This window comes from Acidovorax sp. LjRoot66 (genome assembly GCF_964253305.1).
Lineage (GTDB): Bacteria > Pseudomonadota > Gammaproteobacteria > Burkholderiales > Burkholderiaceae_C > Acidovorax.
Genome location: NZ_CAXUQU020000001.1, coordinates 5,586,973 through 5,607,887, shown reverse-complemented (window position 1 = coordinate 5,607,887; position 20,915 = coordinate 5,586,973). Strand labels below are relative to the sequence as shown.

The 20,915-nt window shown below is 63.6% G+C and carries 19 protein-coding genes; 9 read left to right on the top strand and 10 right to left on the bottom strand.

Annotated elements, in window-relative coordinates; translation table 11 throughout:
* The first annotated feature begins 83 nt into the window (after positions 1-83).
* From ACSQ3Y_RS26295 to ACSQ3Y_RS26285, 3 genes are all read left to right on the top strand, one after another.
* Positions 84-638 carry a hypothetical protein gene (locus ACSQ3Y_RS26295; protein WP_057202165.1) on the top strand — a complete coding sequence of 185 codons (555 nt, stop codon included), beginning with the start codon at positions 84-86 and terminating at the stop codon, positions 636-638.
* A 133-nt stretch (positions 639-771) separates the two neighbouring features.
* Entirely contained in the window at positions 772-1,293 is a 522-nt protein-coding gene (locus ACSQ3Y_RS26290; RefSeq protein ID WP_057267911.1) for a GNAT family N-acetyltransferase, read from the top strand.
* 7 nt (positions 1,294-1,300) lie between these two features.
* Positions 1,301-2,452, top strand: coding sequence for a methyltransferase (locus tag ACSQ3Y_RS26285; protein WP_436179361.1), 1,152 nt, complete (start codon positions 1,301-1,303; stop codon positions 2,450-2,452).
* A 25-nt stretch (positions 2,453-2,477) separates the two neighbouring features.
* Here ACSQ3Y_RS26285 and ACSQ3Y_RS26280 read toward each other — a convergent pair whose 3' ends face one another.
* Positions 2,478-3,023, bottom strand: a complete 546-nt coding sequence (locus ACSQ3Y_RS26280) for a hypothetical protein (protein WP_057202167.1) — start codon at positions 3,021-3,023, stop codon at positions 2,478-2,480.
* Positions 3,024-3,153: 130 nt separating this feature from the next.
* On the opposite strand from ACSQ3Y_RS26280, the gene ACSQ3Y_RS26275 reads away from it, so the two are divergent.
* Complete coding sequence (locus ACSQ3Y_RS26275) at positions 3,154-4,119, top strand: tRNA dihydrouridine synthase (RefSeq protein ID WP_436179360.1); 966 nt, start codon at positions 3,154-3,156, stop codon at positions 4,117-4,119.
* Between the two features lies 1 nt (position 4,120).
* Here ACSQ3Y_RS26275 and ACSQ3Y_RS26270 read toward each other — a convergent pair whose 3' ends face one another.
* The 9 genes from ACSQ3Y_RS26270 to ACSQ3Y_RS26230 all read right to left on the bottom strand — a co-directional run bounded on the left by ACSQ3Y_RS26270 (position 4,121) and on the right by ACSQ3Y_RS26230 (position 15,501).
* Positions 4,121-5,962 carry a phospholipase D family protein gene (locus ACSQ3Y_RS26270; protein ID WP_436179359.1) on the bottom strand — a complete coding sequence of 614 codons (1,842 nt, stop codon included), beginning with the start codon at positions 5,960-5,962 and terminating at the stop codon, positions 4,121-4,123.
* A 114-nt stretch (positions 5,963-6,076) separates the two neighbouring features.
* Entirely contained in the window at positions 6,077-7,279 is a 1,203-nt protein-coding gene (locus ACSQ3Y_RS26265) for an ammonium transporter (RefSeq protein ID WP_436179358.1), read from the bottom strand.
* Positions 7,280-7,446: 167 nt separating this feature from the next.
* On the bottom strand, positions 7,447-8,574 hold the full coding sequence (gene ribD, locus ACSQ3Y_RS26260) for a bifunctional diaminohydroxyphosphoribosylaminopyrimidine deaminase/5-amino-6-(5-phosphoribosylamino)uracil reductase RibD (protein WP_436179357.1): 1,128 nt from the start codon (positions 8,572-8,574) through the stop codon (positions 7,447-7,449).
* A 36-nt stretch (positions 8,575-8,610) separates the two neighbouring features.
* Complete coding sequence (locus tag ACSQ3Y_RS26255; RefSeq protein WP_436180175.1) at positions 8,611-9,045, bottom strand: type IV pilin protein; 435 nt, start codon at positions 9,043-9,045, stop codon at positions 8,611-8,613.
* Between the two features lie 31 nt (positions 9,046-9,076).
* Positions 9,077-12,409: a pilus assembly protein gene (locus ACSQ3Y_RS26250; protein ID WP_436179356.1), complete on the bottom strand. Its 3,333-nt coding sequence runs from the start codon at positions 12,407-12,409 to the stop codon at positions 9,077-9,079.
* A gap of 11 nt (positions 12,410-12,420) precedes the next feature.
* Positions 12,421-13,167 carry a pilus assembly PilX family protein gene (locus tag ACSQ3Y_RS26245; protein ID WP_436179355.1) on the bottom strand — a complete coding sequence of 249 codons (747 nt, stop codon included), beginning with the start codon at positions 13,165-13,167 and terminating at the stop codon, positions 12,421-12,423.
* 19 nt (positions 13,168-13,186) lie between these two features.
* Complete coding sequence (locus tag ACSQ3Y_RS26240) at positions 13,187-14,095, bottom strand: PilW family protein (protein WP_436179354.1); 909 nt, start codon at positions 14,093-14,095, stop codon at positions 13,187-13,189.
* 54 nt (positions 14,096-14,149) lie between these two features.
* Positions 14,150-14,776 carry a type IV pilus modification protein PilV gene (pilV, locus tag ACSQ3Y_RS26235; RefSeq protein WP_436179353.1) on the bottom strand — a complete coding sequence of 209 codons (627 nt, stop codon included), beginning with the start codon at positions 14,774-14,776 and terminating at the stop codon, positions 14,150-14,152.
* Between the two features lie 80 nt (positions 14,777-14,856).
* A complete protein-coding gene (locus ACSQ3Y_RS26230) occupies positions 14,857-15,501 on the bottom strand; it encodes a GspH/FimT family pseudopilin (protein WP_436179352.1) in 645 nt (214 codons plus the stop codon).
* A gap of 413 nt (positions 15,502-15,914) precedes the next feature.
* On the opposite strand from ACSQ3Y_RS26230, the gene rpsO reads away from it, so the two are divergent.
* The 5 genes from rpsO (at position 15,915) to secG (ending at position 20,905) form a co-directional block, all read left to right on the top strand.
* Positions 15,915-16,181 carry a 30S ribosomal protein S15 gene (rpsO, locus tag ACSQ3Y_RS26225; protein ID WP_005793232.1) on the top strand — a complete coding sequence of 89 codons (267 nt, stop codon included), beginning with the start codon at positions 15,915-15,917 and terminating at the stop codon, positions 16,179-16,181.
* A gap of 208 nt (positions 16,182-16,389) precedes the next feature.
* A complete protein-coding gene (pnp, locus tag ACSQ3Y_RS26220) occupies positions 16,390-18,642 on the top strand; it encodes a polyribonucleotide nucleotidyltransferase (protein ID WP_436179351.1) in 2,253 nt (750 codons plus the stop codon).
* Between the two features lie 103 nt (positions 18,643-18,745).
* Entirely contained in the window at positions 18,746-19,732 is a 987-nt protein-coding gene (locus ACSQ3Y_RS26215) for an NAD(P)H-quinone oxidoreductase (RefSeq protein ID WP_436179350.1), read from the top strand.
* Between the two features lie 2 nt (positions 19,733-19,734).
* Positions 19,735-20,496, top strand: a complete 762-nt coding sequence (gene tpiA / locus ACSQ3Y_RS26210) for a triose-phosphate isomerase (RefSeq protein ID WP_436179349.1) — start codon at positions 19,735-19,737, stop codon at positions 20,494-20,496.
* A 28-nt stretch (positions 20,497-20,524) separates the two neighbouring features.
* Positions 20,525-20,905, top strand: a complete 381-nt coding sequence (gene secG, locus ACSQ3Y_RS26205) for a preprotein translocase subunit SecG (RefSeq protein WP_057202176.1) — start codon at positions 20,525-20,527, stop codon at positions 20,903-20,905.
* The last annotated feature ends 10 nt before the right edge of the window (positions 20,906-20,915 follow it).

The following is a 20,915-nucleotide window of genomic DNA, read 5'->3' as shown; positions in this document are numbered from 1 at the left end:
AGTGAACAGAATGTCGCATGGCGGCTGCGCACTGCGGCGGTTGGGTCGGACCAACCATCCATCAACCACCAGGGGAATACAACATGACTGCCAGCGCTCTTCAGAACCCACCGATTTCGTCGCCAGAGCACAAGCCTTCCGCCGGAGTGGGGGTGGGCGGCAATTGCATGGCCCAGATCGTGCACGACAACTGCCCGGACCTGTTGGCCTCGGCGGGCGTCATCGTCGAGCACCTGGATGCACAGGCGGGCAACTGGCAGTTTTCCACCGACAACGGCCTGACCTGGCGCAGCGTGCGCACCGACCTCATCAACCGCCCTGGCTGCATGGGGCTGGCGCTGGACCGCGATGCACGCCTGCGCGTGCTGCCCTTCAGCGGCCACCGGGTGAGCGGCGTGCGCATCGTGTTCCATACCGTGCAACGCAGCCACGGCCAGGGCAGCGGCAGCTACCGCGCCTATGCCCCGGATGAACGCGATGGTGGCTCGCGCAGCGTGACGCTGGTGGTGGGCCTGAACGCCATCAACGGCATGCCGCCGGAGGTGAAAGTGCCCCGCCCGCGCAACAAGCGCGCGCTGGCCCAATCGGCCCGCGAGCGCGCTGGGGACGGGCTCGGAGGCTCTCTGGCCATGGCCTGACGGCCCGCTTTGCTCCCCCGCCTGCGTGGGGCGCGCAGGGCCGGGTACCCTACTGGCGAGGGGTGAAAAACCGTTTGCGGCGACAATGCCGGTCCTTTTGTTTTTTCACCCCCCGTTTTCGTTCGGTTTTTTCATGTCCAGTATCCAGGTTCGTCCCGCTACGCTTCGCGATGCCAAAGCCATCGCCCAGATCCACACCGTCTCCGCCCAAGAGGCTTACAAAGGGCTGGTGCCAGACGAGCAATTGAAGTCCATGTCTTCCGTCGACAAGCGCCAGGCCTACTGGCGCGAAGCCATCGAATATTGCGAGCCCCAGGTGCAGGTGGCCATCGATGGCGAGAAGATCGTCGGCTTTGTCGGCTATGACCGCTCGCGCGATGAGAAATCCCGCCCCACCACGGGCGAAATCTGGGCCATCTACGCCGCCCCCACCCACTGGAACCAGGGCGTAGGCCTGGCCCTGTGGGATGCCGCCCGTGATGGCCTTCAGGAAGAAGGCTGCACCAATGTCACGGCCTGGGTGCCGCTGCGCAATGAGCGCGCCATCCGTTTCCACGAAATGGCCGGCTTCAAGCAGGAACTCTCAACTGCCAAGACCGCCGTGATCGGTGGCGTCAAGATCGAAGAAGTGCGCCTGAAGCGCCCCATCAACTAAGGCCCCGATGATCGAGTGGAACCACCTGGGCCAGGCCCACAGTGCCCAGTGGCGCTCCGAAAGCAGCGCCCCGCCCCCCCGCCGGGTGGTGACCGCCGATGACACCCTGTCTGCCGACACCGCCTACCGCTTGGCTTGCGAGGGCACGGGCCTGCTTTGGCAGGGCGATTTTCAGAATGCCCGCATGCTGCTGCAGGCGCTGATGCGCCGGGTGGACCGCAAGCCGGCCAAGGCGGCGGCCAAGGCCGCCGAAAAGGCGGCCACGGCCACCCCGGCCCAGGCGTTTCACCTGCACCGCCAGGCGCAGGCCCAGCGCGCGCGGGTGCTGTCGTCGGTCCTGATTCCCTTGGGGCCGGACTACGGAATCGACCTGCGCCGCGCACCGGACTGGCGCCAGGCCTGCACCGAGGCCTGGGGCCCGGCCAGCGGCGAAAGCTCGGTGGCCACGCTGCGCGAGCTGCTGGGCCTGGTGGGTGCCTACGAATGGCGCAAGAAAGGCGTGGAAATCCCTGCCCTGGGCGATGGCCCGCACAACCGCATCCACCCCCACTACGGCGTTTTCTCGCCCGTGCGGGGGGAGTACGTGGACCTGGTGGCAAACACCTCCTTGCCGTCCACCGCCTTGGCGTTCGACATCGGTGCGGGCACGGGCGTGTTGTCGGCCGTGCTGGTGCGCCGCGGCGTGCAGCGCGTGGTGGCCACCGACCAGGACCCGCGCGCCATGGCCTGCGCGCTCGACAACCTGAAGCGCCTGGGTGTGCTCGACCGGGTGGAACTGCTGCAGGCGGACCTGTTCCCTCCGGGGCGGGCGCCGCTGGTGGTGTGCAACCCCCCTTGGGTGCCAGCGCGCCCGAGCTCACCCATCGAGCATGCCGTGTACGACGAAGGCAGCCGCATGCTGCGCGGCTTTCTGGCGGGTCTGGCGGCCCACCTGGAGCCTGGCGGCGAGGGCTGGCTGATCCTGTCGGACCTGGCCGAGCACCTGGAACTGCGCCCGCGCGAGCAATTGCTGGCCTGGATCGCCGAGGGTGGCCTGCGCATCCTGGGTCGGCACGACGTGCAGCCCCGGCATGCCAAGGCCTTCGACGCCGGTGATGCCTTGCACGCCGCCCGCTCCGCCGAGGTGACTTCGCTCTGGCGGCTGGCGGCCATCGGCTGAACCCAGGCCCTGCGGCAACCGCCGATTACGCCGGGGACGGTGTGCCCGCAGGTTCCTGGGGCAGCAGCTGGTCCATGCGGTCGCGAATGGTCTGGGCGCGCTCGGGCCCTGCCATCTGCGCCACTTCATCCAGCAGAGCTTCGCCCACGTCGAGCATGCTGGAGCGGTCGCGCGCACCGCGCAGGGCCTCGTGGAACTGCCGGGCCAGGGCGGGGTCCCGACGCGCGAACATGCGCTCGCAGATGTCGAACAGGTACATGCGCGTGCCGGCCAGCGAGCGCAGGGCGTCGTTGGGCTTACCTGCCGATGTTGTGGTGGGGGGCTCGGGTGTTGCTACTGCAGCCACTGTAGCCGTGGGCAGCGGCGCTTCGGGCAGGGTGGCCGGGCCGGTGAGGTAGCCCTGGCGCATGAGGTTGTCCACGATCTGCGCGCCGATGCCGTTGTACATGGCCTGCAGGTCCGACAGGGATTTGCCGTCGGCCAGCAGCAGCAGCGACCGCTCGCGCAGGCTCAGCGTGCGGACACCGGGCGAGAGTTCCAGGCGGGCTTTGTCGGTTTTTTGGAGCAGCATGGTGAAGGCGCAAGGCAATGACCCACCATTGCAGCACCGGGGCATGACGCTGTGATGACCCGCCTGCCGCACAATCGCAGGTTGGCTGCGCCCACAGGGCGGGCTTTCTTTCTGTGATGTTTGCTGCGCGATGACCCTGCTGCTCGCCCCGATGGAGGGGCTTCTCGATTTTGTGCTGCGTGACGTGCTCACCCGGGTGGGCGGGGTGGACCGCTGCGTGTCGGAGTTCATCCGCATCACGGGCACGTTGCTGCCAGACAAGGTGTTCCTGCGCTACCTGCCCGAGCTGCGCAACGGCAGCCGCACGCTGGCCGGGGTGCCGGTGCGCGCCCAGTTGCTGGGCTCCGACCCGGTGAGCATGGCCGAGAATGCGGCACGCTTGGCGGCTCTCGGGCCCGAAGGGATCGATCTGAACTTCGGCTGCCCGGCCAAGGTGGTCAACCGCCACGGCGGCGGGGCGGCCCTGCTGCAAGAGCCCGAGCGCATTGCCGCGCTGGTGGCGGCGGTGCGGCGCGCCGTGCCGGCGCATCTGCCGGTCTCCGCCAAGATGCGTTTGGGCTTCAACGACAGCGGCCTGATGCGCGAGTGCGCACAGGCCATGGAGGCGGGCGGCGCCTGCGAGCTGGTAGTGCATGCCCGTACCAAGGCCGACGGCTACCGGCCCCCGGCCTACTGGGAGCAGATACCGGCCATCCGCGCGGCCGTGGCCTTGCCCGTGGTCGCCAATGGCGAGATATGGACGGTGGCCGACGCGCTGCGCTGCCGCGAGGTATCGGGCTGCGATGCGCTGATGCTGGGGCGTGGCATGGTGGCCGACCCTGGGCTGGCGCGCGCCATCCGTGCCAAGGATGCGGGGGAGCCGGGCTCGGACACCGTGCAATGGGCCGACCTGCTGCCGCACATCGCCGCATTCTGGCAACTGGTCTGCGAGGACCTGGAGCCGCGCCAGCGCGCGGGCCGCCTCAAGCAGTGGCTGAACCTGATGCGCCGGCGCTTCCCCGAGGGCGAGGCGGCGTACCAGCATGTGAGGACCATGACGGACCAGCGCGCCATCACGGTCTGGGTGGACGCGTTGCAGGACCGCGTCACGGTCTGAATCACAACAGGTGGTCCGGGGCGAGCGGGCCGAGCAGTTGCAGCAGCAGGCGCAGCGGCGCGCTGGCATCGGGCTCGGTAGTGCTGTCCTGCAGGCCGCTGCCCTGTGGCGCATGCCACAGCAACTGGCCGCCCGGCTGCTGCAGTTCCACGCGCCACGCCAGTTCGCCCAGGGCCGGTTCCAGCCGCGTGGTGATGCGCCGGGACAGCTCGGTGCTGCGGATCAGCAACGCGATCTCGGTGTTCTGCTTTTGCGAGCGCATATCGAGGTTCATGGAGCCGATGGCGACCAGGCGGCCATCCATCACCAGCAGTTTGGAGTGCAGCATGGCGCGCGAGCTGCCCACCGAGCCGGTGGGCGAAGAGCCGCTGCGGCCCGATGAGCCGCCCGGGCTGCCGAAGGCACTGCCCAGGCCGGTGAGCTCGCTGCGCATTTCGTACAGCTCCACCCCCATGGCCAGCAACTCCGGCCGGTGCCGGGCATAGCCGGCATGGGCTATGGGGGCGTCGTTGGACGCCAGCGAGTTGGTGAGCACCCGCACACGAACGCCACGTTGGCGGGCCTGGGCAAAGGCCTGCTTCATGTCGGGGCCGGGCACGAAGTAGGGCGAGACGATGAGCAATTCGCGCCGGGCCTGGCCCATCAAATGCAGCAGGCCGTCCACCACCGTGTCGCCCTCACCGGCATCGGCTGCGTCGGTGGACGGGAGGGCTGCAGTGCCGTTGGCGGCCACGCCCCCTGCAGGAGGGGCGATGCGCGCGGCCTGCCGGGCATTGGATCCGCTGGCAGGTGCTGCGTCGGGAGATGGAGGGGCGGCGACGCCTTCGGCCGGGATCTTGGCGGGTTGGTCAACCAGCACCACAGCCGGTGCCCAGACAAAGGACACGGCGCCCAGGTCCATGGGCTGGTAGTCCCAGATGCGGCTGCGCTGGGCGCCAACACCGCCAGGGTCGTCCTGGCCCGGGGCTGGCGCGCTGGCGGCAGGGGGCGGTGGCGTGGTGTCAAGGGCCACCTCGCGTTCCCGTTCGGCAACGTCGGCCGCCTCGTACTGGCTGCGCATGGTGTCCAGTTCCTCGCGCGTGACCAGGGACTGCACGGGGTAGGCGCGCTGGTTGTTCCAGTAGTGGTCGAAGCTGCGCGAGAGGTCCTGCACGATGGGCCCGGCGGCCAGCACGTCCAGGTCGACGAAGTTGCCGGCATCGGCGTTGCCGAAGTAGGCGTCGCCCAGGTTGCGCCCGCCGGTGACGCCCATGGCGTTGTCGGCGATGAAGAGCTTGTTGTGCATGCGCTGCTGCGCGCGCGAAAAGTCGGCCACGGCGCTGAACATGCGCCCCAGCGAGGAGCCGCGCGCGCCGGTGAGCGGGTTGAACATGCGCATCTCGATGTTGGGCACGAAGGCCAGGCGCATGACCTGCGCATCGCGCCCGGCGCTGTGAAAGTCATCGAGCAGCACCCTGACCCTGACCCCGCGTTGGGCGGCCGACACCACGCCCTTGAGCAGGCGCTCGGTGCTGGCATCGGCGTGGATGGCGTAGTACTGCAGGTCCAGTGTCTTCTTTGCCGCTTCCACCAGTGCCAGGCGGCTGCTGTAGGCCGCCTGGGGCCCGCCCAGCAGCAGAAAGCCCGAAGGGGAACGACCTGCCGCCGCCTGGCGGTTGGCCTCCACCAATTGCCCCAGCGGCGTGCCGGCAGGGGAGGCGAGGGCGGTGGATTCGGGGCGATCCACGTCCTGGGGCAACCCAGCGCAACCGGTGATCACGGCCACCGCGAGTGTGGCGACCAGCCCCATCCAGCCATAGCGGGCGGTGGTGGCAAGGTCTTTGAGAGCGATGGGGGCTGGCATTGGAGGGGACTTTCTGGATACTACAGAAGGTATATCCCGCCGCCCCAGTCGCCGCTGTCGGACGGTGCGCCGAAACGTAACGCTGTGTGAACGGTGCCGCCGCCCGGTCGCTGCTTACCAGCTCACTTCGCGGTCCGGCGTGGCGCTGATCTTGTGGATGGAGAGGTCGGCGCCGTCGAATTCCTCTTCCTGCGACAGCCGAAGGCCCACGGTGGCCTTGAGGGCGCCGTAGACCACCAACCCGCCCAGGACCGCCCAGACCACGCCCAGGGTGGTGCCGATCAGCTGCGCGCTGAAGGCCACCCCGCCGAGGCCGCCCAGGGCCTTGCTGCCGAAGATGCCCGCCGCCAGGCCGCCCCAGGTGCCGCACAGCCCATGCAGGGGCCAGACGCCGAGCACGTCGTCGATCTTCCATTTGTTCTGCGTCAGCGTGAACAGCAGCACAAAGATGGTGCCGGCAATGGCGCCTGTGACCAGCGCGCCCAGCGGGTGCATCAAGTCGGAGCCCGCGCACACCGCCACCAGGCCGGCCAGAGGGCCGTTGTGCACGAAGCCCGGGTCGTTCTTGCCCAGCACTAGGGCGGCCAGCGTGCCGCCCACCATGGCCATCAGCGAGTTGACCGCCACCAGGCCCGAGAGCTTGTCCACGGTCTGCGCGCTCATCACGTTGAAGCCGAACCAGCCGACCACCAGGATCCAGGCCCCGAGGGCCAGGAAGGGGATGTTTGATGGCGGGTGGGCCGAGATGGCGCCATCCTTGCGGTAGCGGTTGGCGCGCGAGCCGAGCAGCACCACGGCGGGCAGGGCGATCCAGCCGCCCACGGCGTGGACCACGACCGAGCCCGCGAAGTCATGGAACTCTTCGCCGGTCAACGACTTGATCCAGGCCTGCACGCCGAAGTGCTGGTTCCACGCGATGCCCTCGAAGAAGGGGTAGACGAAGCCGACGATGATGGCCGTGGCCATGAGCTGCGGCCAGAACTTGGCGCGTTCGGCAATACCGCCCGACACAATGGCCGGAATGGCCGCTGCGAAGGTGAGCAGAAAGAAGAACTTGACCAGCGAATAGCCGCTTTGCTGGACCAGGGTGTCTGCCCCCACGAAGAAATGCGTGCCGTAGGCCACGCTGTAGCCCACCACAAAGTACACCACGGTGGACACGGAGAAGTCCACCAGGATCTTGACCAGGGCATTCACCTGGTTCTTCTTGCGGACCGTGCCCAGCTCCAGAAAGGCGAACCCGGCATGCATGGCCAGCACCATGATTGCCCCGAGCAGAATGAACAAGGCGTCCGTGCCCTGTTTGAGTGCTTCCATACCATCTCCACGCGTTTGTTTGATCTGTTTTGGTGCGTTTCACTGCAGGATGCAATGAATGCACCAAAAATAAGCAAAAAATGCGCCAGCATGTGGCGTGCGTCACCGGGGTGGTGCTGGGCTGTTTTGGTGCGCAGGGCCGGGTATGGGCCGATGGGTTCGGCTGCTCAGAAGCTATCGCGCCCCTGTACCCGTGCCACGATTCGCAGATCGGGCCCGATACGCTCCACCGAAACGTATTCGAGCGCGGTGCCATCCGCCAGGGTGTGCAAGGGCGTGGTCTGGGCCATACCCAGGCCCGGTCCAAGCAGCCGGGGGGCCAGATAGAGCAGCATTTCATCCACCAGCCCTTCACGCAGAAAGGACCCATTGAGCTTGTGGCCCGCCTCCACATGCAGTTCGTTAACGCTGCGTTGGCCCAGGTCCTTGAGCATGGCGCGCAGGTCCACCTTGCCCTGTGGGTTGGGCAGGTGGATCACCGTGGCCCCTCGGCCCTCCAGGGCCGCTTTTTTCGCGGCATCGTCGCTTGCGGTGTAAATGAGGCAGGTGCGGCCCGGCACGGAGAAAAGGCGGGCCTCCAGCGGGGTTTGCAACTGGCTGTCCACGATCACCAGGTGCGGCTGGCGCGGCGTGGCGACCTCGCGCACGTCCAGGCGCGGGTCGTCATCGAGCACCGTGCCTATGCCGGTGAGCACGGCGCAGGCGCGGGAACGCCAGGCATGGCCATCGGCGCGGGCTGCGGGCGAGGTGATCCACTGGCTCTGCCCGTTGGCCAGCGCGGTGGTGCCATCCAGGGAGGCTGCCGTCTTGATGCGGACCCAGGGCGTACCGCGCAGCATGCGGCTGAAAAAGCCGATGTTGAGTTCGCGCGACTCCTTGGCCCCAGGGCCCACGACGACATCCACCCCGGCAGTGCGCAGGCGCGCGAAGCCCTGGCCCGAGACCAGCGGGTTGGGGTCGGCCAGGGAGGCCACCACCTTGCCGACGCCGGCACCGATCAGGGCGTCGCAGCAGGGCCCCGTGCGGCCCTGGTGCGAGCAGGGCTCGAGCGTGACGTAGGCAATCGCTCCGCGCACCTCATTGCCCCGGGCGGCCGCGTCGCGCAGCGCCATGACCTCGGCATGCGGGCCGCCGGCCAGTTGGGTGAAGCCCTGGCCGAGGACCTGGCCGTCGGGGGACGTGATCACACAGCCCACGCGGGGGTTGGGGTTGGAAAGACAAAGCGCCTGAGTGGCTAACTCAAGCGCTTGGGTGGTGTGCTGATGTTCCGAAGAGGTCGCCATGGTGGCGTGCATGCTAGCGCATGCGGCGCTCGTTAGATGGTGGCGGGGTCACTTGTTCCAGCAGTCGGCCGGGGTGAGGGTTGTCGGGGTGAAGGTTCCCGTCGCCATGCCTTTTACGCCTGCCTGGTTGAGTGTCAGGTTTCCGCACTTGTCTGTGGCCTGTGACGATCCCGCTCTGCGAGTTGCCGTCAGGGTGTAGTTGGACGCGGTAGCGGGGCCCCCGATGGAGATATCGTAGCGCTTGGATGGATCAGCAGCCCATGTCATGCTCGCCGGGATGGTCGTCGGATAAACCCCCGTCGCTGTAGAAGCACGTTCTAGCCACTGTGCAGCCTGGAGCAAACCAGCTCGCGCATCGGCGCGATGCCCACGCCGAATGTACTCACTGTAGCTGGGTATCGCGATCGCGGTCAGGATACCAACGACTGCTACAACGATCATGAGCTCAATCAGCGTGAAGCCCTTGTTGTTTTGGTGACGCATAGACGGCAGCCCTCCTTGGTATTGCATTCAATTATTGCAGTTGGCGCCAGCTAGGTCGCATGGGCTGTTCGGGCATCCGGGCCAGTTCCTTGTTCTTGTTGTTCCCCGCGCCCTTGATCGAAATGGTCTTTTTCCCAGTGGTAGCGCTGGACGCACCCGGGTCAATGGTCATTCTCGATGTGAGCCCGTCGCTTGCCTTATTGTAGATGCCATCCCCATTGGTATCCATCACCTGCACGCTAGGCCGCTTTCCATCCATGATGTTGAGCAAGGTCAGGTAGGCTTTCTCGGCAGTACCGGCTGGCTCACAGGATTCCGCGCCGGTGGCGTTGCCTCCGTAGGCGGGTGTGACGGACCACACCATGAGGTTGTTGCTGCCGTCAAAGAAGCTCATTGGCTTGAGCACACGTTCACTGCTGACTTGGAAGTCGAAGTACCAGCCTTGGTTCACGGTGCCTTTGGTCTTGTCGTAATTGACGGCGTTGTCGCTCATTTTCCAAAAGCGCTGGTCTGCATTCACCCCGCCGCCCGCAATGCCTGTGGCGCCTGTTTCCATTTCCTGCTTGACCAAGTTGGTGCGGCCGCTAACGTCCACCGGGACGACTCCGTTATCGCTGGTTACCGTGTTCACCACCAGGGTGCCGTCGGCGGCCTGCTTGTACTTGGTGTTGTCGTGTATGGAGTAAATGCTTTGTACTTCTGTGCTGATGCGATGGGCATCGGTGACATTAACGCCTGTCCCGAAGGCCACCATCACACCGCCCACGCCACGGTCATTGGCTTTGACAATGGGAGGGGCTGAGATCGGTTGCCGCTTGCCATCGATATAGGTCGCAACGAACAGGGGCTTGGAACTGCCGCCAAATTCTGCCACTTTCCAGTCAGAGGCAGTCTTGCTGGTCAGGTCGAACTTCCAGAGGTTACCCTTCAGGTCGCCAGCGTAGGCCACATCCACCTTGCCGTCGCTGTTGAAGTCCAGCAGTTTGGGGGCTGACAGTCCGTTGGCCAGCACGTTGGTGTCCGTTACGGCGTTGACCGGGCTACTAACGACTTGGGAGCCAGTGGCCACAATCTTTTTCAGAGCCTTGTTGCCATCCAGGTACTGAATGAGCAGCACGGGGCGTTCATTCTTGCTGTTGTAGCCATTGCCCATCACCACGGCCCAGCGATCGTCGTTCATCAGTGCGACCTGGGTTGTCCTGAATGGGTTGACGTCATCCATGACCGGCGGCGCGAAGATATGGCCGATGTCTTCATCGTCACTACCTGCTGTCAACGGCGCGCTGGGATGCAAGGTCCTGTCCAGAACCACCGCGCTGGCTGCCTTTGCGGTGGTGAAATCGGAGGTAACGGTGCCATCCTTGCTGCCAGGTTGCGTCACATTCAGTACAAAATAGCCTTTGCCTCCGGCTCCCAAGCTTCCCACCAGCATGGTGCGCCAATCGGGGCTGTATCCGGGCACCGATTTGTCTGCAACATCGACATCCCCGGTAAATGGCGAGCCATCCACATAGGCGCGGTGCGCGTAGCTGGGGTCGCTGAGTTTGTACAATTCTGGGATGACTGCTTTCGGAATATATGCGATTTTCTCTTCGCCATCGACTGCAGAAAATCCATGCAGCATGCCGTCATTGCCACCCACGTAAATCATGGGCAGGCGGTTTCTGTTCGAGGCCGTAAAAGTCTTGTAACCCTTGTGGGGATAATTGCTGGATGGCGAGGCGGTATACCAGACGCTTGAATTAACGATATCCCCCTGGCGAGAATCCCGCACGCGGAATGGCGTGGTCCCCGAGCCTCCTTCCTTGGTTCGATCGCCTCGCAGGAAGTTGACCCGGTCTTCCCCAACGCTACCTGAATCCAGCAGGAGTTTTTGGGCCGCACTCAACTTGGTCACGCCGGTCTCCCACTCAAATGAAACCCCTTGCTCGGTCAGGTCGTTGGTTGTGAGAATGACCCGGCTGTTGACCGATGCTAGTGCATCGAGTTTTTGTGCCGTGGTTTTACGGTCTTTAGGGGCTGGCAGGCCGGTATTGACTCCCCACCCAGAATCTGGGCTAACAGTGCCTGTGGTGCTGATATTATCTGCGTACACGTATCCAGACCATTTCTTGGGCTCAAAGCCCGCGACAAAACGGCTGACATCAGTGCGGACATTCGTGCTTGCGCTCGCACCCATTGTGGCCACGTCAGCAGTGTTCTGCAGATTGATGTTCTCCAGAATATTGCGGAATGCCTCTTTTAAATCGTATTTGCGTCCTGGGCCTGTGGGGTAGAACTTGCCCCGGCTGTTGATGGCCATGTGCCACAGTTCCGCAGGGTTGTTCGCGTTCAGGTTGCCGAACGTGGTGGGTGACCAAAGTACAGTTCCTCCAACTAGTTTTGCATAGTCGCCGCCTGCACCATAATTGTCATCATCCATGGATGACCACTTAGGAGCGCTGGGCCAAGAATATGCATCCTGGCCGTACCCAATCGTATATTGAACCAGATGTTGCCAAGTGGCGGGGTTGTGCTTTGGATTCCAATACCTTTGAAGTGTTACGCCGCCAAGTGTCTCCGTTGCCAAAACACCATCGGTTGTGCTGGGTTTTAAGTCATTTGCAATGGTTGGCTGTAAATCCTCTGACCACATCTTCATGGCCCAATCGGCCAGAAGATCTTGAAGTGCGCCTCTATAAACGTTGGTTTGGCTGGATGTTATATCGTAGACTGTAGAATCGGGAAGGTTGATGTTGTTATTGTCTATTTGCCCCGGCAGCTCGGAGTTGGCATAGCCGTTCCAGGCGCCGTCTGTCATGAAAATCTGATAAGCCCGGCGACAGCCTATGTATGGCAGTTCCTCAACGCCTGGCTTGGATGCCCACGGACTGTTAATGCCTTTGGGGGTCTTCATGTAATCGTACGCGCGCTTCATCATCTTGTGCGAAGGCGTACCATTATTGGGTGTGAGGCCGGCAGCGAAAGCTAAAAAATTGTTGCGATGCGTTTCATCCAGAATTTTCATGGAGTTGATGTTTCCAGCTGTCAGGCTACCTGCACCGGGCGCGTTACCGTTGTTCCACATTACCTGCCAGGCGAGCCGGATTTTTCCATCTGGCAACAACAATTTGTCTTTAAAGACTTCATCAAGGGCCTTTTTTAGTTCGGCCATTTTCACAGGGGTGCCATTTCCGGCAATTCTGTCACCCATGCTTCCAGAATCGTCAACGGTCACCAAGACATTGGGCGTTGGTGGAATGGCCACCGAACCCGGTGGTAGCTGCGACAGGTCCAGTGGGGCTGCAAAGGCTGCATAGGGTGCGCATATCGAGCCAATAACGGCGTATAAAATGGTCTTCTTGAAAATAGGATTGTTTTTCATAGTATTTCCATTCAATTCTTGATCTTCTGCCGTACAAAAGTGGATTGGAGTACGACCTTGGTGCTCGGCTTCAGGCCATGCGCTACTGCAGTGATTCGGTATGCGACGTTGGGGGTCAGGTTGAGCGCTAGATTGGCATCGCTGTTGGTAATAAGCCCAGAATTTCCTGCGTTGGCGTCGTATGGCATGACCTCTACCCAGTACCATCCGCCTTGGGTGGGGCTGTCACTAGGCTGGTTGAGCTTGAGAATGGGGTTGCTGGCGCTGCCGCCTTTGGCGCCGGTGAACTGGCCATAACGTGCGCCGACGCCATTGACCATCATGACGGTCAAAGTGGGCTTATCGTTCCAGAAATCCTGGTTGGTAACTCGCTTGAGGCACAGGCCTTTGACGCACTTGGTAGTGGCTTTGTCGAGTTCTGCCAGCAGGTCGCCGGTTTCCTTGTCCTCGGCTGGAATCCAGACCGGGTTGACCACCACGTTCGGAACCCTGCATACCTCGGCGTTGCCGCCGTCGGGTACGCAGGGCGTGCCGTCAGAGCGTTCGCCCCGGATATCGAATTCGGCGTCCTGTATCAAGGCCTGGGCTGCTTCGAAGGCGCGTTGGTAATCCGCATCGTTGCCTACGATCATTTCGTTGAACAGAGATGTTCGCGAGCCCCAAAGAGCCAGCAGTGCCGACAGCATCACCAGAACAATCACGATGAACAGCGATATGCCGCGCTGGCGAGGAGGGTGGGAAGTGGACATGCGTTGCATGGAATATCTCTCTGTGGCTTCAGCCCGTCAGGCCCTGGCTGCGCAATTGGTACACATTGCGGAAAGTCATGTGCAGGCGATTCTTCCTCGGGGCAAGCAATGTCGTCATATCGACATTGGTGGTGCCGTCGCAATTCTTGTAAGTGCTGCCAGCCGGCATGTCGATATTTTCCGTGCCGTACAGGGAGATGCAGACCTCCACGCCAAACACCCGAGACCAGTCGGCATTGGCAGTGGTCGCATTGACATACTGGATTCGAGGGAGGCCCAGTGCCGCATCTGTTTGCACCAGATAGCGGACCTGGAAGTCGGCCACATTTTGAATAATGGCTTGCCGGGTTCCGTCGGATCCCGCGCACATCAGTTCATTGGTGGTGGTGTCCAGGGCGAACTGGCTTTGGATCAGGGTGGGTTTTGCGGCATCCTGCTGTCCCAGGCAGTTTCGGAACAGAGATGCCTCGGCGGCTGCTGGGTACAGTGCTTCCGTGTAATTGCGGTAGCCAACGGCCAGCTTGAATTCGCTGCTGGTGGGCGAATCCTTGCCTGACAGTGTGTTGATCGAGGGGTCGAAATCAGTGGACTTTGTTTCAAAGGCCACGGGGTCAGCCACGTCAATGCTGGCGGTGGCCTGCTTCTGTGCTGCCAGATTCAAGCGCAGCGAGCCCGCTTGTCGCAACTGCTGGCCCAGGACGCGAAATGTATAGGCCGCCTGTTGCTGCAACTGGCTGGCATCGCTGACGGTGCCTGAGACGCCACGTGACACCATGAGCGAGCCAATGGCCACAGCAATCGTCATCAGGCCAATGGTGATACCGACCAGCAGCTCAATGAGTGTGACGCCGCGCTGGGATTGCCGTGACATCCATTCTGGGGTGGCCGCCACGCGGTGGGGCCTGCAATCCATGGCTGTAGGGTGGTTGGAAGTCATGTGGAAGTTCTCTGTGCGGGGTGCGTTGGCAAAACAGTTTCCTGGCTGTGTGGACTAGGTTTTGGACGCCGGGCAGAAAAATTGGGGCGTTGCGTCCAGCGTGTAAGGAGCGCAACGAGCGTTCAGCTGAACATACTGAAGGTGGCAGGTGCTGCCGGCAGGGCACAGGACGGCGGCCGCCCCCGTGCTGGATGTCGCCAGCGGATCTTTATAGTCCGCACTGTTGTCGCGCTCGTTTTCACGCCAACTGATCATCACCCCCAGCTGTCTGCGGTTGGCGGCGTCGGTCTCGTCGGCAACCACAAAGACATTGGCATCGGCACTGGGGAGGGTGTTTTTGACCGACTGCTTCCACTGCGCCAAGTCATAGACCGCGAGCTGGCCGCTATTGCAGGCCGTGGTCTTGCAGTCCGCTGGGGAGGTGGGTGTGGTGCTCCAGGCAGTGGTGTAACTGGCCATGCTGCCCAGGGCGCTGGGATTGACCTTCATGCGCTCGCTCAGGTCTTCGATCAGGCGTATTGCCTGGGCTCTGCGCACGCTGGTCTGTGTATCTGCCAGGGTGCGCATCTGCACGCCCAGAATTCCCAGAATGCCCAGGGACATGACGACTATGGCGACGAGCGACTCAATCAGGCTCACGCCACGCTGTGAATTCTTGTGCTGAACATTGGCGGAGTGCATGGAATATCCTCTGTGGCCACACGCAGTGTTGGCGAAGTCTGGAGCTGTAACCTGCGCGAATTTCTGTGTGAGTCGGGTGCTCAGCATGTCTCGCTCCCTTTCTTGCGGACAATGCGGCCGCCCATGCCAACGCACAGGCGTGCTGCGCTAGGGTCGGTCATCGTCTTGCCCTGGGGGGCAATGGCAAAAAACATGTTGGTTGGCGCGGTGCTGCCGCTGCCGGCGTGAGATGCCATGCCCCAGCGATCGATCACAATCTTCCCGTTGACATTCCCTGCCAGGGTCACCGCCACCCGGGTGGGAGCCGTGACTGTCTGAATGGAGCACTCATTGGGTGTCGCTGTGGCTACGCAGGCATCCTGCGTGCCGTCTGCATCGACATCAAGGAAGACAATCCAGCCGCATCCCCATTGCGTCGGTCCTGTGCCGTTATTGCATGTCGGGGCTGTGCTATTGTTTTTGAGGATGACGACATTGCCGCCCCGCTTGATGGCTTCCGAGCGTGCAAGGTAGACGGATGCGGTGATGCTTTCTGCAGCCTCGCGAACACGCCACCGCTCGATCAGCGGAGTGAAGCTCGGTGCTGCGAGTGCGGTCAGTACAGCCACGATGGCCACCACCACCATGAGTTCAATGGCTGTGAACCCTGCGCTGGCGCGTGCAACCCCCCGAAGGGCGCGTAGTCCAGGCGAATGGAAGGAGGGCGGTGCTTTCATGATTTTCATATTAGGTGACCGGATGTGACGTGACCATTGCGTACTGACCAGTGGCATGGAAGCCGGGACGAGCGGCCGGGGGCTGTGTCCTGAAAGGCACAGGCGCTGCCTTCGGGATTGTCGAGCGGCCCATCGCATGCGCTTGGTGTTCCACGCTTTCTGTTGCACTTGCTGGTGTTTTGTCGCTTGCTTTTGCGCGATCCGTGAGGTTCGGGCGCGCTGTACCTCTGCGATGGAATGCATTCTGGGCGCACCCATGGGGGTTCGGCAAGCCCAAAAAGACCGATTTGCCGAGGCGCAGGCTATAATCCGAGGGTTTTGCATGGTGCAAGACGCACGCCACCGGCCTTTCCAGCGGGTGGCGCAAGTAAAAACCGGGGTCTTCGGCTGTCTGCCTGGGGCCTCAATCCAAGGAAAAAGTAATGATCGCATCCTCCATCAAGGCCGAAGTCGTCAAGGCCAACGCCCGTGCTGCCAACGATACTGGTAGCCCAGAAGTGCAAGTGGCCCTGCTGACGGCCCGCATCAACGAACTGACCCCTCACTTCAAGACGCATGCCAAGGACCACCACGGTCGCCGCGGCCTGCTGCGCATGGTGAGCCGTCGTCGCAAGCTGCTGGACTACCTCAAGGCCAAGGACGCTGACCGCTACACCGCCCTGATCGCCAAGTTGGGTCTGCGCAAGTAATCCCCATTGCATGCCAAAACGCCTGGGTTAGTCCGCTAGCTCAGGCGTTTTTTACTTCGGAGCCGCAAAACAGAGCGAAGCTGTGTCATTCCAACGGGCCTGCCGCCGCCGTGCGCAGGGGCAGGTCCGCTGGAATGGCATCGTGTTCTGAATTGCCCTCCACGCCAGGCTGGCACTGTGCTGCCAGCTACAACAAAAGGAGCTGAACATGAGCATTTTCAACAAAGTCACCAAGACCTTCCAATGGGGTGACAAGACCGTCATCATGGAAACGGGCGAAATCGCCCGCCAGGCCTCCGGCGCCGTGCTGGTGAACATCGACGACACCGTGGTGCTGGCCACCGTGGTGGCTTCCAAGTCGGCCAAGCCCGGCCAGGACTTCTTCCCCCTGACGGTGGACTACATCGAGAAGACCTACGCCGCAGGCAAGATCCCCGGCAGCTTCTTCAAGCGCGAAGCCAAGCCCAGCGAGCACGAAACGCTGACCAGCCGCCTGATCGACCGCCCGATCCGCCCGCTGTTCCCCGAAGGCTTCTTCAACGAAGTGCACGTGGTGATCCACACCGTGTCGCTGAACCCCGAAGTCGACGCCGACATCGCCGCCCTGATTGCCACCAGCGCCGCCCTGGCCATCTCCGGCATCCCGTTCACCGGCCCCATCGGCGCCGCGCGCGTGGGCTACATCAATGGCGAATACGTGCTGAACCCCGGCCAGACCGCGCGCAAGGGCTCGCAGATGGACCTCGTGGTCGCCGGCACCGAAGCCGCCGTGCTGATGGTGGAATCCGAAGCCCAGCAGCTGTCTGAAGAAATCATGCTCGGCGCCGTGGTGTTCGGCCACCAGCAGGGCAATGTCGCCATCAACGCCATCCACGACCTGGTGCGTGATGCTGGCAAGCCCGCATGGACGTGGCAAGCCCCCGCCAAGGACGAAGCCCTGATCTCCAAGGTCGGTGCCCTGGCCGACGAGAAGCTCGCCGCCGCCTACCAGATCCGCAACAAGCAAAGCCGCACGCAAGCCTGCCGCGAAGCCTACGCTGCCGTGATGGCTGGCCTCAAGGCCGAAGACGTGGAATTCGACGCCGTCAAGGTCGAAGGCATGCTGTTCGACATCGAAGCGCGCCTGGTGCGCAGCCAGATCCTGGCCGGCGAGCCCCGCATCGACGGCCGCGACACGCGCACCGTGCGCCCCATCGAGATCCGCAACAGCGTGCTGCCCCGTGCCCACGGCTCGGCCCTGTTCACGCGCGGCGAAACCCAGGCGCTGGTCGTGACCACGCTGGGTACCGAGCGCGATGCCCAGCGCATCGACGCCCTGGCTGGCGAGTACGAAGACCGCTTCATGATGCACTACAACATGCCTCCCTTCGCCACCGGCGAAGTGGGCCGCATGGGCTCGACCAAGCGCCGCGAAATCGGCCACGGCCGCCTGGCCAAGCGTGCCCTGATGGCCGTGCTGCCCACCAAGGAAGAATTCCCCTACACCATGCGCGTGGTGTCGGAAATCACCGAATCCAACGGCTCCTCGTCCATGGCTTCGGTCTGCGGCGGCTGCCTGTCGATGATGGATGCCGGCGTGCCCATGAAGGCGCACGTGGCCGGTATCGCCATGGGCCTGATCAAGGACGCCAACCGCTTTGCCGTGCTGACCGACATCCTGGGCGATGAAGATCACCTGGGCGACATGGACTTCAAGGTCGCTGGTACCACCGCCGGTATCACCGCGCTGCAGATGGACATCAAGATCCAGGGCATCACCAAGGAAATCATGCAGGTCGCCCTGGCCCAGGCCAAGGAAGCGCGCATCCACATCCTGGGCAAGATGCAGGAAGCCATGGGCGAAGCCAAGACCGAAGTGTCCAACTTCGCGCCCAAGCTCTACACGATGAAGATCAACCCCGAGAAGATCCGTGACGTGATCGGCAAGGGCGGCTCCGTGATCCGTGCGCTGACCGAAGAGACCGGCTGCCAGATCAACATCGAGGAAGATGGCACCATCACCATCGCCGCCACCGACAATGCCAAGGCCGACGAGGCCAAGCGCCGCATCGAGCAGATCACGGCCGAAGTCGAAATCGGCAAGATCTACGAAGGCCCTGTGACCAAGATCCTGGACTTCGGCGCCCTGATCAACCTGCTGCCCGGCAAGGATGGCCTGCTGCACATCAGCCAGATCGCGCACGAGCGCGTCGAGCGCGTCGGCGACTACCTGACCGAAGGCCAGATCGTCAAGGTCAAGGTCATGGAAACCGACGAAAAGGGCCGCGTCAAGCTGTCCATGAAGGCTTTGGCCGACCGCCCTGCGGGTGGTGGATTCAGCGATCGCCCAGCTCCCCAGGAGCGTGGTGACCGTGAACCCCGCCGCGACCAGAGCCGTGATCGCCAGCCAGCCGACCAGCAGCAGCAGCAGCAACAACAGTCGCTGCCATCGGATGGTGCTTCCGGTCAGGTGAACGGCTGATCCATCGCCTTGGCTGCCGCCATCGGGTGGGCCGCTTGCAGCGGCCTCCTGCGGGCGGTGGTCGGGACTGGTGATTTCCATGCCATCAACCACGGACCTTCCTATGCAAGCGGTGGAGATTTCCTCGTTCGGCGCGCCTGAGGTCTTGCGCCTCGGTGAGCGCCCCGTGCCCGTGCCGGGTGCGGGCGAGCTGCTGATCCGAGTGGGCGCCAGCGGCATCAACCGCCCCGACGTGCTGCAACGCATGGGCCATTACGCGCCCCCGCCCGGCACCTCCGACCTTCCCGGTCTCGAGGTGGCGGGTGTGGTGGAAGCGGGGGACGCCGATGCGCTGGCCCTTTCGGGCCTGGCCATTGGCGACCGTGTCTGCGCGCTCGTGGCCGGTGGTGGCTACGCGCAATGGTGCGTGGCGCCGGCCGAGCAGTGCCTGCCGGTGCCTGCCGGGTTCAGCGATATCGAGGCTGCCTCGCTGCCTGAGACCTTCTTCACGGTGTGGAGCAACGTCTTTGACCGTGGCCGCCTGCAGGCGGGTGAAAGCCTGCTGGTGCAGGGCGGCACCAGCGGCATCGGCGTCACCGCCATTCAGCTGGCGCGCGCCTTCGGTGCCACGGTGATCGCCACGGCGGGCAGCGACGACAAGTGCCAGGCCTGCCTGGACCTGGGGGCGCACCATGCCATCAACTACAAGTCGCAGGACTTTGTGGTGGAGGCCAAGCGCATCACCGACGGCAAGGGTGTCGACGTGGTGCTGGACATGGTCGCGGGCAGCTATGTCGCGCGCGAAGTCGAGTGCCTGGCCGAGGATGGCCGCATCGTCATCATCGCCGTGCAGGGCGGGGTCAAGAGCGAGATCAACGCCGGTCTGGTGCTGCGCCGCAGGCTCACCATCACCGGCTCCACCCTGCGTCCGCGCTCTGTGGCCTTCAAGGGTGCCATTGCCCGCGCGCTGCGCGAGCAGGTGTGGCCCTTGCTGGCCGCCGGTACGGTGCGCCCGGTCATCCACAGCACCTTTGCAGCGGCCGATGCGGCCCAGGCGCATGCCCTGATGGAATCCAACCAGCACATTGGCAAGATTGTTTTGACGTGGTGAACATGAAAAAGAAGCTCATCGCAGGCAACTGGAAGATGAACGGCGGCCTGGCCGCCAACGAAGCGCTGCTCCAGGCATTGCAGGATGGCATGGCCTCGGCCGCGCCGCAGTGCGATGTGGTCGTGGCGGTGCCCGCGCCTTACCTGGCCCAGGTGCAGGCGCTGGTCGCCGGCTCGGGTGTGGCCCTGGCTGCGCAGGATGTGTCGGCGCACGAGCAGGGGGCCTACACCGGTGAAATGTCGGCTGCCATGCTCAAGGAGTTTGGTGCGCGCTATGTGCTGGTGGGGCATTCGGAGCGCCGCCAGTACCACGGCGAATCCGATGCCGTCGTGGCCATCAAGGCGCAGCGCGCGCTGGCGCTGGGCATCACGCCCATCGTCTGCGTGGGCGAGACCCTGGCAGAGCGCGACGCGGGTGAAACCGAAGCCGTCGTCAAGCGGCAGTTGGCCGCGGTGATCCACCTCAATGGCCACTGCATCAGCGAAATCGTGGTGGCGTATGAGCCCGTCTGGGCCATCGGCACGGGCCGCACGGCATCGCCCGAGCAGGCGCAGGCGGTGCATGCCGTGCTGCGTGCGCAGTTGGCCCTGGCCAGCGAGCATGCCGACCGCATCCACCTGCTGTATGGCGGCAGCATGAATGCTGCGAATGCGGCCGAACTGCTGGCGCAGCCGGACATCGATGGCGGCCTGGTGGGCGGTGCTTCGCTCAAGGCGGTCGATTTCTTGCAGATCATTGGTGCTGCCCGTCCGGGCCGCGCCTGAAGCTATTCAAATCAGGAGTAAACAGAGAATGAATGTGATCGTGAACGTGGTTCTGGCGGTGCAGATGATCACCGCCCTGGTAATGATCGGGTTGATCCTGATCCAGCACGGCAAGGGTGCCGACATGGGTGCTGCCTTCGGCAGCGGCAGCTCGGGCAGCCTGTTCGGCGCCAGCGGCAGCGCCAACTTCCTGTCGCGCACCACGGCGGTGTTGGCAGCGGTGTTCTTCGCTGCCACGCTGGCTCTGGCATACTTCGGCAACGCGCGGCCCGCCAGCTCCGGCAGCGTGCTCGAAGCGCCTGCAGCAGCCTCTTCGGCGCCAGCCTCGGCTGCGTCGGGTGCCGCTCCTGTGGCGATTCCTGTGCCTGTGGTGCCGGCCTCTGGCGCGGCGCAGATCCCGACCAAATAATCTGCACTAA

What these genes read in the sequence shown, in the direction of transcription:
- ACSQ3Y_RS26295 (WP_057202165.1), top strand. Translation starts at nt 84, where the DNA reads ATGACTGCCAGCGCTCTTCAGAACCCACCGATTTCGTCGCCAGAGCAC.
- ACSQ3Y_RS26290 (WP_057267911.1), top strand. Translation starts at nt 772, where the DNA reads ATGTCCAGTATCCAGGTTCGTCCCGCTACGCTTCGCGATGCCAAAGCC.
- ACSQ3Y_RS26285 (WP_436179361.1), top strand. Translation starts at nt 1,301, where the DNA reads ATGATCGAGTGGAACCACCTGGGCCAGGCCCACAGTGCCCAGTGGCGC.
- ACSQ3Y_RS26280 (WP_057202167.1), bottom strand. Translation starts at nt 3,023, where the DNA reads ATGCTGCTCCAAAAAACCGACAAAGCCCGCCTGGAACTCTCGCCCGGT.
- ACSQ3Y_RS26275 (WP_436179360.1), top strand. Translation starts at nt 3,154, where the DNA reads ATGACCCTGCTGCTCGCCCCGATGGAGGGGCTTCTCGATTTTGTGCTG.
- ACSQ3Y_RS26270 (WP_436179359.1), bottom strand. Translation starts at nt 5,962, where the DNA reads ATGCCAGCCCCCATCGCTCTCAAAGACCTTGCCACCACCGCCCGCTAT.
- ACSQ3Y_RS26265 (WP_436179358.1), bottom strand. Translation starts at nt 7,279, where the DNA reads ATGGAAGCACTCAAACAGGGCACGGACGCCTTGTTCATTCTGCTCGGG.
- ribD (WP_436179357.1), bottom strand. Translation starts at nt 8,574, where the DNA reads ATGCACGCCACCATGGCGACCTCTTCGGAACATCAGCACACCACCCAA.
- ACSQ3Y_RS26255 (WP_436180175.1), bottom strand. Translation starts at nt 9,045, where the DNA reads ATGCGTCACCAAAACAACAAGGGCTTCACGCTGATTGAGCTCATGATC.
- ACSQ3Y_RS26250 (WP_436179356.1), bottom strand. Translation starts at nt 12,409, where the DNA reads ATGAAAAACAATCCTATTTTCAAGAAGACCATTTTATACGCCGTTATT.
- ACSQ3Y_RS26245 (WP_436179355.1), bottom strand. Translation starts at nt 13,167, where the DNA reads ATGCAACGCATGTCCACTTCCCACCCTCCTCGCCAGCGCGGCATATCG.
- ACSQ3Y_RS26240 (WP_436179354.1), bottom strand. Translation starts at nt 14,095, where the DNA reads ATGACTTCCAACCACCCTACAGCCATGGATTGCAGGCCCCACCGCGTG.
- pilV (WP_436179353.1), bottom strand. Translation starts at nt 14,776, where the DNA reads ATGCACTCCGCCAATGTTCAGCACAAGAATTCACAGCGTGGCGTGAGC.
- ACSQ3Y_RS26230 (WP_436179352.1), bottom strand. Translation starts at nt 15,501, where the DNA reads ATGAAAATCATGAAAGCACCGCCCTCCTTCCATTCGCCTGGACTACGC.
- rpsO (WP_005793232.1), top strand. Translation starts at nt 15,915, where the DNA reads ATGATCGCATCCTCCATCAAGGCCGAAGTCGTCAAGGCCAACGCCCGT.
- pnp (WP_436179351.1), top strand. Translation starts at nt 16,390, where the DNA reads ATGAGCATTTTCAACAAAGTCACCAAGACCTTCCAATGGGGTGACAAG.
- ACSQ3Y_RS26215 (WP_436179350.1), top strand. Translation starts at nt 18,746, where the DNA reads ATGCAAGCGGTGGAGATTTCCTCGTTCGGCGCGCCTGAGGTCTTGCGC.
- tpiA (WP_436179349.1), top strand. Translation starts at nt 19,735, where the DNA reads ATGAAAAAGAAGCTCATCGCAGGCAACTGGAAGATGAACGGCGGCCTG.
- secG (WP_057202176.1), top strand. Translation starts at nt 20,525, where the DNA reads ATGAATGTGATCGTGAACGTGGTTCTGGCGGTGCAGATGATCACCGCC.